Origin of the sequence: Streptomyces siamensis, from assembly GCF_039543605.1 — a bacterium.
GTDB lineage: Bacteria > Actinomycetota > Actinomycetes > Streptomycetales > Streptomycetaceae > Streptomyces > Streptomyces siamensis.
Genome location: NZ_BAABKB010000045.1, coordinates 33,349 through 47,150, shown reverse-complemented (window position 1 = coordinate 47,150; position 13,802 = coordinate 33,349). Strand labels below are relative to the sequence as shown.

8 protein-coding genes and 3 pseudogenes are annotated in these 13,802 nt (G+C 61.9%); 3 read left to right on the top strand and 8 right to left on the bottom strand.

From position 1 onward, the window contains the following. Positions 1-528: 528 nt before the first annotated feature. Both ABEB03_RS40330 and ABEB03_RS40325 read right to left on the bottom strand, forming a co-directional pair. Positions 529-1,524: a hypothetical protein gene (locus ABEB03_RS40330; RefSeq protein WP_345657986.1), complete on the bottom strand. Its 996-nt coding sequence runs from the start codon at positions 1,522-1,524 to the stop codon at positions 529-531. A gap of 243 nt (positions 1,525-1,767) precedes the next feature. Then, on the bottom strand, positions 1,768-2,997 hold the full coding sequence (locus tag ABEB03_RS40325; RefSeq protein ID WP_345657985.1) for a hypothetical protein: 1,230 nt from the start codon (positions 2,995-2,997) through the stop codon (positions 1,768-1,770). An 839-nt stretch (positions 2,998-3,836) separates the two neighbouring features. Here ABEB03_RS40325 and ABEB03_RS40320 point away from each other — a divergent pair. Beyond that, positions 3,837-4,820 (top strand): hypothetical protein, encoded by a 984-nt coding sequence (locus tag ABEB03_RS40320; RefSeq protein ID WP_345657984.1) that lies wholly within the window; start codon positions 3,837-3,839, stop codon positions 4,818-4,820. A gap of 52 nt (positions 4,821-4,872) precedes the next feature. On the opposite strand, the gene ABEB03_RS40315 is transcribed toward ABEB03_RS40320, so the two are convergent. The 3 genes from ABEB03_RS40315 to ABEB03_RS40305 form a co-directional block, all read right to left on the bottom strand. Then, positions 4,873-5,841: an FRG domain-containing protein gene (locus ABEB03_RS40315; protein ID WP_345657983.1), complete on the bottom strand. Its 969-nt coding sequence runs from the start codon at positions 5,839-5,841 to the stop codon at positions 4,873-4,875. Positions 5,842-6,143: 302 nt separating this feature from the next. Beyond that, a complete protein-coding gene (locus ABEB03_RS40310; protein ID WP_345657982.1) occupies positions 6,144-6,473 on the bottom strand; it encodes a hypothetical protein in 330 nt (109 codons plus the stop codon). Between the two features lie 762 nt (positions 6,474-7,235). Next, entirely contained in the window at positions 7,236-7,940 is a 705-nt protein-coding gene (locus tag ABEB03_RS40305) for a YncE family protein (RefSeq protein WP_345657981.1), read from the bottom strand. A gap of 209 nt (positions 7,941-8,149) precedes the next feature. On the opposite strand from ABEB03_RS40305, the pseudogene ABEB03_RS40300 reads away from it, so the two are divergent. Beyond that, positions 8,150-8,386 (top strand): annotated as a pseudogene (locus ABEB03_RS40300) (IS5/IS1182 family transposase); the annotation flags it as partial. Between the two features lie 1,221 nt (positions 8,387-9,607). On the opposite strand, the gene ABEB03_RS40295 reads toward ABEB03_RS40300, so the two are convergent. The 3 genes and pseudogenes from ABEB03_RS40295 to eno form a co-directional block, all read right to left on the bottom strand. Then, positions 9,608-11,725, bottom strand: coding sequence for a phosphorylase family protein (locus ABEB03_RS40295; RefSeq protein WP_345657979.1), 2,118 nt, complete (start codon positions 11,723-11,725; stop codon positions 9,608-9,610). A 371-nt stretch (positions 11,726-12,096) separates the two neighbouring features. Next, positions 12,097-12,291 (bottom strand): annotated as a pseudogene (locus ABEB03_RS40290) (transposase); the annotation flags it as partial. An 88-nt stretch (positions 12,292-12,379) separates the two neighbouring features. Further along, positions 12,380-12,628, bottom strand: a pseudogene (gene eno / locus ABEB03_RS40285) (phosphopyruvate hydratase); the annotation flags it as partial. Between eno and ABEB03_RS40280 the strand changes: the two are divergent. Further along, positions 12,569-13,450, top strand: a complete 882-nt coding sequence (locus ABEB03_RS40280) for a DUF4231 domain-containing protein (protein WP_345657977.1) — start codon at positions 12,569-12,571, stop codon at positions 13,448-13,450. The pseudogene eno and the gene ABEB03_RS40280 sit on opposite strands and share 60 nt — an antisense overlap. Positions 13,451-13,802: the final 352 nt, after the last annotated feature.

The window sequence follows — 13,802 nt, the reverse complement described above, 5'->3', positions numbered from 1 at the left end:
GAGCACGGTGTGTGTCGGTGTGGCAACGCGGGGTGGGGGATCTTGATGAAACCGTCCGTAGGCGAGTCAGCTTCCGAGGCCATGGCGCGACACAAAGAGGCGATGGCTAAGCAGCAGGCCGCACTTGAACTTATGGCCCGTCAGGCCGCCAAGAGAGCCCAAGCGGATCGCGACAGAGAGCTAGGCCGTCGCCGGAAGCAAAAGAAGCAGGCTCGCGCCACGAAGCAACCCTTGCGTGTAGTGAGTGTAAGCAGCAGTGTGCGGACGGTATCTGGTGGGCTGCCGTCCTTAGGGAAGCATCGCTGACATATCCGCGTGGCAGCGCCACGGCTAACGGTCTGGTCTGTAGCCGGCCAAGTCGTGTGCTACACGTCTTCGCCTTCGAGTTCAGTTGGGAAGCTTGGGTCGCCAATGGCCGGCTGCCGGGCTGGCCTGTGGCGGAGCGCTTACGGGGCCTGAGTGGCTGGCGGCCTGGTCCCCGTCTTCCGTGTGGCTCCCCGCAGGATCTGGCACAACCTCGTCATCCCTTTAGTAGGCGAACCATCCGCTCTCGGATGGCTCGGCCATTCCGAGGACCTCGAGTTCGTAGCGGTTGTCGAGTTCGAGGCCGCAGGTGTAGCAGTCGAAGTAGTCGGGGAACTCTCTGCTCTGGCGGGCCTTTCTCCCCTTCTTGAGCCGCTTAGGCTGGTTGCTCAGGGATGCTTGGACATCACCGTCTGCACCGCATACCGGGCATTTCACCGACCGATAAAGGCACTCGCCGTACTCGCTTCTGTCGGCCTCGGGCTCCACCATGGCGGCCCTTGCAATCTCTTCCGGCGTCTTCCCGTAGTAGAGGACCCGATACAGCTTCTTGGCGAACCTGACTTTCACGGCCACTGCTATCTGGGCTGCTTGGAAGCTCTTACTGCGGAATTCTTCGTCCATGGGTTCCAAGAGCCCGTCTTCCCACTCCTCCATCCGTGGCTCATCGGCAGCGTCGACGCCCACTCCTTTGAGAGCCTGCTGTGCTGCGATTTGGGCGTCTCTCTGCATCCGTTCGAGGTCCAGACGGGTGTCTGCCCACTGCCCCCAGAAGGTTGGGATGTCTTCCTGGAGGTCTGTTAAGACAGCGTCCGCCACGGTGACAGCGATGGCTAGGGCGTCATGGGTGCCGGCGTCGTCATGAGCGCCGAGGTGTGCCACTCCATTTCGGGCCGTCAGGAGCGGGTCGAGGTCACGTTCCTTGACCGGCATCGTGATGAGAGCGGCGGCGCGCTTGAAGGCATCAAGGGCTCCAATGGTTTTGACTTTAGTTTTGGGAGAGGCGGCGTAGATGCTCTGACCGGTGGCGTGGAGGAGGCTATTGAAGTCGCGGCCGTCGACGAGAAGGGATGGATGGCGTGCGGCGAGGAGTGCCTTGAGTAGGTGTTCCGTGCCAATGCCTCCATGGAGTACGGCCATGTCGTTATCGCTCGTGCACCATGCGCTCATGGCCCGGATCAGCTGTCGTTGCGCGGAAGCGAGGAGGCCGGTCGTGTCCATGCCTGTAGTCCCATTCAGATGGCTGGGCTACCACTCGACAGTGAGCCCGGTTCGCAGCCCCAAGCGGCAAGAATGTCACGCCACGATCGATGACGCGGCTGTTCCGGTTGGTGCAGTCGGCGGCTTGGTGACCAGGGACGTAGGAGGTCGATCGCTCCTCGGCAGTGCCGAGGAGCCACCCGACCGCCCTGGCCGGGCCGGGCAGTACCGTACCGATCTGGATGAGCGATGCCCAGCCGCCGGTTATCCCTCATATCTGGTTGCCCGCTCCATGTACGCCGCTTCCAATTCTTCTTCGGCGTCCAGTACCAGACAGCAAACTGGACATGTAAAAGTTTGTGCGTGAGCTACCGTCGGCGGCCCCTCGTCGTGTTCGCCGCAGTAGGAGCCACCCGCGCGGCATTCCTCGTCGACACACACGTCGTGCTCCAGGTGACCGTAGAGATCTCCCCAAGCCGGGCAAGCCGGGCACGGCTCCCAGCGCCACAGGTAAGTGCCATACCTTGCAGACTCGTAGGACTGTGGACGCCACACCACGTCACTCGATGGCTCTGACAGAGCGAACTTCAGATCAGAAGGAAGAGCGACACGGAACGCACTTTCTACATACCGGGCCACCAAACATTTCACTGCCACCGCATCGCTGGCTGCCACTTGACCATTTGAGTCTCCGGGGACGTAGCCGTACGAGCTGAGCAGGGCTGCTGCGACACGCTGACCCCGCATGGCAGTGGTATGTAAAGCGGCCGATACCGCCGAGCGACGCGCGATGCTCAGTGCATGACGTACCACAATGTCATTGCCCCCGAGTGCGTCGTCCCAAAGGGGGATTCTGGCGAGCGCATCAGTCGCCGTTTTGGCAGTGCCCTTGGCAGCGTCCGCAGCGGCGCGCGCAGCCTCGACTGCCTCGGCCTGGGCGAGGTCTTCGGCAGCTTGCTCCAGACCGATCTTCAGGATCGCGGGCATGGCAGCGACCTTCTTGAGGTCGTGGAAAGCGTGTGCGTAGCCCTTCCAAAAGTCCGCATCTGACGCACTGAGCTCCTTCCGAATGGCCTCAGCTAGCCGAAGGGCCGTGGACACCACTTGCTCGGCGGTAGCTGGGTTGTGGTGAGCCAGATGAGCGATGCCGTTGCGAGCCTCCATCACAGGCCTGAACACCTCGAAGGTGACGGGCATACGGCCTTGCATCACGATCTCCGCGTCCTTGAACGCCTCCGCCATGCCGATCGTCCGAGCTTGCTCCAGAGGCTTGACGCCCTTCTCTCCGCCAAAGCCAAGGGTGTGGAAACGTAACGCCTGGTCCCCGTGAGCAGCGATCAACAGCGGGTCGTGGTGGCACAGGACCGCTTTTAGGCAGAACTCGGATCCCATGCCGGCGTGAAGGACAGCAAAGAGCCGGTTCCCGCCACGCCATGAGTCGAGTGCGGACCGCATCATCTGTGAGGCCAAGTCAGTGAATCGCTCGGTGTTCAACTGGTCTCGCTCCCCCTTGGATTGAGTACTTGCCACTACCTACCCGCTGATGCTGCCAAAGGCACCGCATGAGGGCTGAGCGGAGACGAGAGCCAGATTCATGATCAACGATGGATCCGGATGCAGAACCAGTGTTGTTGATCAGTATCCGGCTCTCCTCAGTTCTTCCGAGCAGGGAAGCCGAGGCTCATGACCCACGCGTCAGGGAACGCCAACAAGCCCCCTCCCGGTCAATAGGGGGGGCAGATGGTCTCGGTTCCGCTTGGCAGCGCCGAACTGCCCTTAGAGCACCCCACCTCGGAGACGATCCCGCAGTGGCTGGACGGCCCGGCAACGAGGTCCGGGAGGACACCACCGGCGTAGAGGGGCGAGGGCCCGATGCGCTAACGCAGCCAGCACAGTGCGACCTCGCCCTCGCTCGCCCCGTCAAGGCATCCACCGCCCGAACGAGCGTCTCATCCAGATCAGTGACTATGACCGCTCGGCGTCGGCGCACGTTCGGGTCTGGGCCGAGGCCGACAACGCCGTATTCCTGGAGCCGCAGAAGGACGTCACTTGCCGGGTCGAGGAAGTAGCCGCTGTCGACGTCCGCCCAGGTGACGTCGCCGATGCTGTCGCAGAAGGTGACCAGGTCAGCTGGTGTAGGGGTGACGTGGCCAAGCGTGCGAGCCGCGACTTGATCGTCGTGGTCGGCCGGCCGGACCTCGTTGGTCCCAGGGGGAAGCCGTGCCGATGCTCGAACTCGGACGCTGCTTGTCTTCGTTGATCTGGTTGTAACGAGCCTATCTCGATCACCGCAAGTCTCGGAGATGAACTCGGGAAGAGTTCAGAATTTGAGCATGCTACTCAATCTGCTTCCCGGAGTTCGAGAAATGCGGACCCCTATCGCATTGGGTTTCATTTACCTATTTATTGGATGGATGGCGGTCGTAGCGCGAATTGAACAGTGGGGGGAGACTGGATTAGGAAAATCTGTAGTCGCTTTGCAGGAATTCCTTGGAAAGCCTGCAGTCTTGGCTGCTCTGGTATTCATTGCCTATCTGGTGGGATGTCTGGCCCTAAGTATTCTGGAGCCAGCTGCAACTACCCTCTTGATAGTGGTTGACATGATTAGGCGGCGCTCACATCTAGTGGAGTACTTTTGGAAATACATGACCTTTTCCTTTATGCCTCCGTCAGCCCAGAGAGACCTGGAGGCACTGCTAATCTCCAAGCTCTCCCGCAAAGGGTTTCCCGAAGTTGCTTATCGACGTGAGGCGTGGGCCTATGAGTCCAGTGATCGACTGTTGAGTAGTGTGACATTTCATCAGTTGATCGAAGAAGCTCAACGCGAAGCAGGAGTAACTGATGAGCTAGAGGAGCCGCTCAGTGAGGCGTTGCGAATCATCTTGGACGACGCATGGAGGTCCCTTCATCAGGAGCGGCCCTATTTGAAGACGAAGCTTATGGTTGAGAATTTTGAGCTCTTCGGGCAGTACGACCGAGCGATGGCCGAGTCCACCTTCAGGGTAAACGTAGGGTTCGCTCTAGGCGTGCTCTCTGTCTTTCTTTCGTTTACAGTGGGCCCTTGGTGGCTGGTCGGGCTAGTTGCCGTTAGCGTACTGATGCAATCTGGGGCTAACAGGCGTTCCGAATCGAATGGTGTTCTTGTGCATGCTTTGGTTAATGAAAATCTAGGCTCTTCGGCTTTGGAGTTTATTGGCGCCAGGTGGCAGGAGGAGATCAGGGCTGTGATCCAGTCCGGACAAGAACCGGCACGGTCGCAGCAAAGGGAGGGGCTGGATGGCGCCGCGGGCTCTCGCTCTATTGATGAATCCCCTTGACGGCTTGGATGCCCAAAGCGGCATGGGTGGACGCTGGGCGTGGACTTTGGTATTAGGAAAACACCCAACCGGTAAGGATATCGCGATTGCTCAGATTCCCTCCGAGGAGATGACCTGAGGTTGCCCGTCCAATCCCATCGAGGCCCGGAAATAGAGAACTTGCCGAGATCCCCATACGTGAGAGCGCCGTCAGGACTTGGCCTCGCCACGATCCGGGGAGGCGAATCTTGGCAACGAGGTCTGAGGGGTCATTGAGGGGCCAAACCATGCTGTCGCTTCCCGCGATGAGCCCGCCGGGCTTAGGCGTGGGAAATTCCCATTTCTCTTTTTCGAACCACACATCAACTTCAGTGTCGACATCCCCCATCAAGGTAAAAATCGTCTGCTGCGCACCCATGCGATCGTCCTGGTCGAACGGGATAGTGGGAAGCGGGCACTTTGATTTGCTCTCGATCGCCCACCGCAATATTTCATTCTCATGATTCCTGCGATATTTTTCACGAGCAAGGTAAGTTTCGACGGCATTACCCTCTGCGTCCGTTCGAGACGCCTTCATAATCCCGAGATGGTCCCAAGCCGCAGGGAGTAGGGCGCCGGCATTAGTGCGCCTGGCTAGGTAGGAGTTGAGCGCGTATAGAGCGGCATCAGATTCGCTCGGCTGCTCGTAGGCAAAATAGAGCGCGACATAGGGGGAGAGGGACCAGTCTAGCAAGCGTGTTGGCGCGCCGTAATGCTGCATGAAGGCGAGCCAGCCCAATAGGTCATGTTCGTCCGGAGTCTTCACGAGAAGGCTGCCGGCTCGATCCATGAAGTACCCTATGGCAGAATTCTCTAGTTGTAGCCAATCTTTCGTTCGATCTTCGTCTACTACGCGAAGGTCGCGCCCGAGCTTTGTTAGCAAGTTCCAGGAGTATTCGCGCTGTCCTCGGAAAACCCAAGCGCTGGAGAAGCGCTGGAGGGCTGCGAGGAGCACCTCCCAGGACCCGAACTCAACATAAGGAGATGCAGGCTGATCGTTCATCGAGTTCCTTAGGGTCGGCTTGCTCCACAGCAGCCATCGCGCGGCGTCATATGGCTAGGCGAGGTGCAAAGCACAGCATATTGAGCCAGGCACCAGCAGGCGGGTCTTTCGAGCAGTCGGCCCTTCAGGTTCTGGGGTGCCGCCCGCCACGTGGCGTCAAGGGTCTGGGTCATCGAGGAGTTGACCGCGCCATGCTCGGCATCGCCAGCCTGCACAACCGCATCCTCGCCGGATAGGTGACGTAGCAGCCGGTCTAGCTAGCTTCCCTGACTTCAAGATCGTTATGGAGCATGGGGCGAACCTCAGTCGCCTTCGAGGTGGAGTTCTAGGCTCGCGGCTTCCGCACAACGCTCGGCCAGCTCGCGGATCTTCTGCAGAATGTCCCGCTCCCGCTGCCCCTTCACCAGATCACGCGTGGCGTCGACCTCGGAGATGAACTGAGGCATGTCCACCGACGTAAGGATCTGGGTGCGATACGGGTCCACCCGGTTGAGCATCGGCAGACGGCTGTTCACGCACAGACCGGAGAACAGGTCCGCCCCGTCCTGTACGAATGCCACCGTGGTCAGCCGACGCTTCTTGGAGCTCGTCCCCCGATGCGTCACCTGCATCAGCACTACGTCAACACCCATTCCTCATGTTCCTTCCAGGATCCAGGACACTTGCCCAGGGCTCAGGAGTGGGCACCAGGGTTCCACCCCCGAGCAGTACGGGTCCGCCTTGGTTACAGCAAGATCGCCTCACTCGCGACCAGTGGTTGCGGGACAACGGGGAACTGAGAACTACATTCATCAATGTGTTGCCACCGTAGACGTCGCCACCAACCTCGCTGCCTTCCTTGCAGCTGCGGGCTGGCTGATATGTGTGAAGGCCAGCGCGGAGGACTGACGTTGGCGCTCCGATCTTCGGCGGTCACCGCCATGCAGCTTCTGCAGCAGCACCAGGTGCAGTTCATCCCGCACATCGGCTTCGTTCCAGGCAGCCAGGCGCCGCCAGCACGTCCCACTCGTCCGGGCCGCAGGTCTGTTCCTGGCTGACACCCTGCACACGCTGCAGCCGCTACTGGACTTCGACACCGCCGCCATGGACGGCTATGAGGTCAGCGCTGGACCCGGCCCCTGGCGAGCACACCCCAAGATCAATTGCGGGGCACCCCGTTCACACCTCCGACCCGCTCGCCCTCTGAGTGCATGACCCAGGGCTCTGCGGGGCTTGGCAGAGGTGTAAAATCGTGGGTTCAAAGCCCACAGTCTCCGATTGCCGAGGAGTGAGCATGGCCCCCGACCTGGACGTCTGGTCGGGGGCCATGCCGCTATCCGGCTATCGCGACTGCCCGGTGTTTCCCGCGGCTTCCCGCACTGCCGGGCACGGGTGGGGCACGCGGGATGGTGGGACTAGAAGACGGCGATTCCGACCGGGCCGTTGCCGACGCCGATGGTCCTGATCACCCGGTTGTTCCTGGTGTTGATCACCGTCACGGTGTCGTCGGGGAATCTGGTCACGTAGGCGCGGTCGCGGGCCGGGTCCACCGCCACCTCACTCGGGTTGCTGACGGGAATGGTCGCGACCACCGTGTTCGTGACGGTGTTGATCACCGACACCGTGTCGCCGGCGAAGTTGGTGACGTAGGCGCGGGGGTTGCGCGGGTCCACCCCTACGCCGAACGGACCGTCACCGACGGGGATGGGGGATCCGATCGTCTGGTCGCTGGTGGTGTCGATCACCGACACGTTGTCGTCGTCGGTGTTGGCCACGTAGGCGCGGGCACGCGGCACGTCCACCGCGATCCCTTCAGGGTCTGCGCCGACGGGGATGGTCGCGACCACCGTGTTCGTGTCGGTGTCGATCGCCGACACGGTGTTGTTTCCTTCGTTGGTCACGTAGGCGCGGGCGTGGGCCGGGTCCACGGCCACTTCGAGCGGGACGTTGAAACCGGGGATGGTCGCGACCACTGTGTTCGTGTTGGTGTTGATCACCGACACGTTGTCGTTGGCGTTGGTCACGTAGGCGCGGGCACGGGGCAGGTCCACCGCCACCTCGTACGGGTTGTCGCCGACGCCGATGGTCCCGACCACCCGGTTGTTCTGGGTGTTGATCACCGACGGCGGCAGACCTCGACCTCGGTCGCTCCGAGGTCGTCCTGTGAGCCCTACCCGGGCGGCGCGCACCTCCGAGGACTGGATACCCAGGGCTACATTCGCTCAGGTGTTGCCAGCAGCGCATAGAGAATGCCAGTTGCGTTGTCACCTGCCCTCGGAGCGGAGCCTCGCAGGGACAGCTGTGATGCCTCAACCTGAACGGCGGCCCCCCGGACCTGCGAAGATGGTTATGGGGCATGCCCATCGGGGTCCGAATCGCCCGCAAGGGCATCGAGTCCAGTGAACGATTGGGTCGCCGAAGGCGGGTGATCGCGAAGACGATGTCGTGGCTGACAGGCTGCCGCAGACTGAGTCCCCGATGCGAGCACAATCCCCGCAACTACCTGGCGTTTTTCGGTCTCGTCGCTGTTCTGTGCTGCTACAAGAGGCTCGTCCGCCTGACGTAGGACGCGGTCTTAATCAGCACTTGAGTGCACAACCGATTTACTCAGACTGGTGCATCACGCTGAACTCTTCGGCAGACTAGGACGTGCACGAGAGCCATAGGTCGAACCGCTCCGGAGGGACCACCAACCCTCCGTTTCTAGAGCACTTCCATGGCGTCCGCCAGGGCAGCGCCTCGCTGTCCCGTGCTCTTTGGCAGGTGTCTTCAGCGTCGACGCCTGCGACGAGGCCTCCAGCCCTCGTCAGCCGACGCGGGCTTCAGCCGACGGACCCCAATGGGCGTCCGGAGAGGAACACCCAGGTGATCACTATCCATCCCGTGGCGGCAGGGATTATCAGTCTCGGTTGCCTAACGACATACGTGCTGTATCGACGCCATCAGCAGGGGCTTGTCGAGTCACTCATGGTCGGCCTGACACTCATTGGGACCCTCACCGCTGTGTGGATGGCCACCCAATAGTCGCAGGGGCGGCACTGGCCCTGAAAGCAATCCTCGGCCCCTGAGAACCAGTCTCCCGAGTCGTCGGGACCGTGTCCGGTGCGCTGGCCGGTCCCGGCGGCTACACGCAGCCAGCAGCGAGTGAAACGAGCCCCCTGTCACCCAATTGCGACTGCCGCGACTGGGCATCCAACGTCTAGCGCTCAAGCATGTCGGTCGCATCGGGCCAGTACACCCGCATCGGCGAGGCCTACCGGCCAGGCGAAGGCACGAATAGGCTCACCGCCATGGTGGAACAGGGGCGGATGGTGCGCTGCAATCGGTGCGGGGCCGAGGGAAAGGTATGGGGGCCCGGCCCTAGATTCTGTGGTAGGTGCGGGCTCATGGTTGGCCTCGGGGGTCAGCCACCGCAGCGCCCCAGCAAGCAGTCAGACGTGCAGGTTCTCGCTGTGATTGCCGTCTGCTTACTCGTCGTGATTCTGTTTGCCGCCTTCCGCAGCGCGCTCGAGGGCTGAAGGGCCTTACCACTCAGGAAACTCGGCACAAACCGCGCGCCGTGCTCTCTCTGACGCCTGCTCGCGCCTTGCGCGCTCTTGGAGTTGAACAGCCGCCGCTCTTCTCCATCGCCGCTCTGGTGCCCGAGCCGTTCTTGGAGCCGGCACGGAGACCACGTTCTGATCGGACACGGGCGGAAGTGACGCTCCGACACAACCAATTGCGGGCAGAGACGTCAGTCCTCCGTGCGGGTCTTATGGGGCCTTCGTCAGTCCAGGTGCCCGCGTGACTACTCGCGGCCGGGAACCGTAGGTGCCGGTTCGGTATGCTCCAGCAGTTCGCGAACGAGGGCGACGAGGGCCTGAGGTGTTCTCGCCAAGGCCTGCGGCAGAGAACGAGCCCCGGGTGGGACGATGTCCGAGCCATCAAGGTTGATGATCCAGAGTTGAAGTTCGCCAACGTCGTGCCGCCGTAGTGCCAACTCAATCTCGTCGTAGCAGAATCTGCTCAGTGCGTACGACCTGCTCCAGAGGACGACGAACAGGTCCGCGGACAGGACAGCGTCCTCGATTGTGGGGTTAACCATGCGGTCCGGCCGCAGTTCCCTCTCGCCGAACACCGCAGTGATACCCGCACTGGAGAGGTAGGCCTCAAGAGCCTGCGCGAATTGAGCATCGGGTCTCGCCCGGCTGATGAAGACACGGCGCGGCGGCCATCTGTAGCTGTGAGGTGCGCGCAGCCGCGCGGTCACCAAGTGATCCGCGATCTCCATGGCATGGGGCACCGCATCTCTGTCCATGAGCCGACGGTGGTCAAGCGCCGGGTAGAGGCGGGCCCAGTCCCGCCGTTGGTACGCGCGCCGGGACGCACCACCGAGAAAGGCGAACGGAACAATCGGCTTCCTACGTGCCTCCGCCAGGTGGAGCACCGTGCTTGCGGTTTTCGAGACGCGACCTCCGATTGCAATCACCGCGTCTGCTTCTTCGAGAGCCTGGATCTGGCACAGCAGCCACGCCTGTGCCTTGGAGTCCTCGTCTTCAGGTCCCGGGTAGTACCAGTTCCTAATCTCCGTGTTGTGACCGGTCCCTAGCATCTCAAGCATCTTCGCCTGCTTCTCGGCGACCTCGGGATGCCGAGGACTGTGAAGGTGGACGATGCGGCCCACGCCAGACTGGACATAACCGATCACTGTGTGGAGGTCGGCAGAGTCGGGAAAGGGGCTGCACACGACGAGCTCGGCACCGGACTCCGCCACGGCCCGCCCAAGTTGCTCGCAGATGTGCGCGAGCTGGGACTTCTCGAAGTCGGGGTAGGTTGTTTCACCCGTGACGCCACCGACGACGTAAACGGACCTGATCCTTGACGTGGCACCGGTCTGCCCAGGTCTGTGCGGCGAGGCCAGGCGTTTGCTGAGCAACTTGAAGAGAACCTCTGCGGAGGAGCGCGCCGCGAATTCCTTGTATCGGTCATCCTTGCGCGGATCGGCGTGGTCCATAACCCCTTTGGCCACCACCCAGTCGGACAGACCCAGACGATGTGCGACCTGCGCGATGACGGCGGACTCCATCTCCAGGCCGGCGACTGACCGCACTCCCCACCGTTTCAGCCGATCCCAGGTGAGCCCGTCCTTTACCACGACGTTGCCGCTGGCCATGGGCCCGACAATGACGGCGAACGGCAACTCCCGGGGCCCATCCAAGTCGTCGTAGACGAGCTGTTCGATGTATGCGGACCCCGCGGTCGTCAGCGAGAGGGCAGCACCTTCTCGAATTACCAGGCCCTCCGCTTGCAGGCTCTGGATTTGCTCGGTCCACGATGCCTGAGACAGAAAGCGTGTTCGTGCCGGATGCCGTCTGGGGTCCTCACCTGCATAGAGCCGTTCCATCAGCCAAATCCGCGCCTCATACGAAGAGGCCTCGCCGAAACTGGGCAGATCTGTCGTCTCCATGTCCTGCGCGACGCGCACCCACCCGTCGGGGGCGGGGATCTGTCGATGATCTCCCTCGAAACCGTCTTGCGTACGCTTCCCCTCGTCGTAGGCGTATGCCAACTCGGCGACCACCACGTCACCGAGGGCCGCATCAGCCGGGTTGCCCGCACACACTCCGCACATGGCGAGGCAACGAGGCCGCAAGCGTTCCACGAGCGTCGACACCACTGGCGCGGTCGCGGTGGCGCCCATCCTCGTGGGCCGTGCCAGAGCCAGGGTCATGCGCGAACCGTCGGCCAGGACGTACGTTCCGACGAGAAAGGGAGTCAAGGAATCCGGCTCCCGCTCTTCCCATGTCGCGACACCGGGGTGCCCCGCATACCCGGCTAGACCGGCAGAGCGGGCGGCCTCGTACTCCTCCTTCAGCGCTGTGATGATCAGCGCATCGACCGCGTCCACCCCAACGTCAACCGCCATGCCCCCACCAGCTCCCCGAGTCGCGCGCGATCAACCGACGCCCACCCGGGGTGACCAACCCCCGACGCGTGCCGGACACGGCTTCGACCGTACCCACTGAGACGGACGACAGACGAGGCAGAGTGCCGCAGATTCCTCACATGAATGCCGGAGTGAAACGCTCGTGCCGCCCAAAGCTGATCGCGAGGCACGAGTGCCGGCTACTGAACTCTCGCGAGGGCTGGGGGCAGCTACATCCGTCAAGGTGTTGCCACCGTAGTCGTCGCCACCAACCTCGTTGCTTTCCTTGCGGCTGTGGGCTGGCTGATATGTGTGAAGACCAGCGCGGAGGAGTGACGTTGGCGCTCCGATCTTCGGCGGCCACCGCCATGCAGTTTCTGCAACAGCACCAGGTGCAGTGCTTCCCACACATCGGCTTCGTTCCAGGCAGCCAGGCGCCGCCAGCACGTCATCTTGGGCCCGAAGCCCAACGCATGAGGCAGGTACTCCTACTCGATCCCGGCATGCAGGACGAAGAGGATCCCGCACAAGGCCTGCCGATCCGAAACCCGCGGCCGACCCTCCACCAGTTTCGGCACCACTCGTGCCGTCTCCCGAGGGCGAGCAGGTACTGATCAAAGCCGGATTTCTCGGGCCCCGATGGACGGTCGGGTGTCAGCGGCGCAAGCCCAGCGACTCCCGGCCCCCGTAGCGTGCCTGAGCGTCCAATTCCTCCTCGATGCGGAGGAGTTGGTTGTACTTGGCGGTGCGGTCGGTCCTGGGGAGGGAGCCGGTCTTGATCTGGCCGCAGCCGGTGGCGACGGCGAGGTCGGCGATGGTGGTGTCCTCGGTCTCGCCGGAACTGTGGGACATCACGACGGTGTAGCCGGCACGGTGCGCGGTGGCCACCGTGGCGAGTGTCTCCGCGGTGCCGCGCACGTGAGCGCCTCGCTGACCACCTGTTGCATAGCTGCGGACTGGAGCAAAGCCGACTTGACGGTTGAGGCCCGCGCACCTCCGGGAGAACTGGGGACTGAGGGCTACGTTCATGATGGTGTTGGCATCGCAGCCCTGGCGATTCGGCAAAGCCCTGTGCGGTGGCACACGCCAGCGGTAATCTCAGACGATCCTCGAGGTGTCGCGGGATTTCGGGGCACGTGTTGGCGTGGAGGCGGCGTGAAAAAGTGGTTACCGTGGTCGGCTGGTCACTCGGTTGCGAGCGGTAATTGGGATGATTCTATAGATGAAAATTTTCCCAGACAGGCGGCAATCGTTCGCAGGTATCTTTGTCAGTATCGCGATGAATGTCGCGCCCTCGCCAATGTTAATAGGATTCTCTATCGGTATTCAGGTATCTTGTCTATCTGCCTAGGGGTTACCCTCCCGTTCTTGAGTGCCAGTGAATTTGAAGGTAGCTCTACCCTTCTTGCGGTAGCCAGCCTTCTCTTAGCTACGCTTACGGGACTCGGCAGGTTTTATAACTGGGAGCAGAGGTGGCGAATATATCGCACCACGGACTACTCCTTGACCCTACTTATCGCGGAGTGGGAGTTGAGAATGCTGGACGTGATTGTTAGTGGAGTTCCCAGTCCTGAAGCTGAGATCGAGGCGGAAAAGGCGACTCGCCTTACTTATGTTTCCGCGCGGTCGCTCGGCGAGGCCGAAATAACCGCCTTTTTTAGTACCCTCAACTGGTCGGAGTCGGATAACTCCAATGCTGGAGCGGGTAAGAATGGTAATCAGTAGTATCGAATCGAGGAAACGCCTGCTTCAAGCAGAGTGTGCGGCCCTTGGTCCGCCCAAAGCCGCTACACCAACCGTGTGGGGCAGCAGATCCGCAGTTGCGACCGTCGACCCGAGCCTGCCCTGCAACAGTACTGGGCGCGGAGCGGACGAGCCGATCGCCGGGGGCGCCAGGTAGGCGCGTTCGTCGCCGCGTTCAGCGAGCCCTTCTACTACTGGGTGTGGCTCGGCGTCTCAACAGATCAAGAGCGCGACGCTTGCCGGCAAGACGTAACCATTGACGGCCGAGTTCGCAGGGTCGCCGCCGAGTACAGAATGACTGAGCTCTATCACGGGTTCACGATCGAGTCACAGG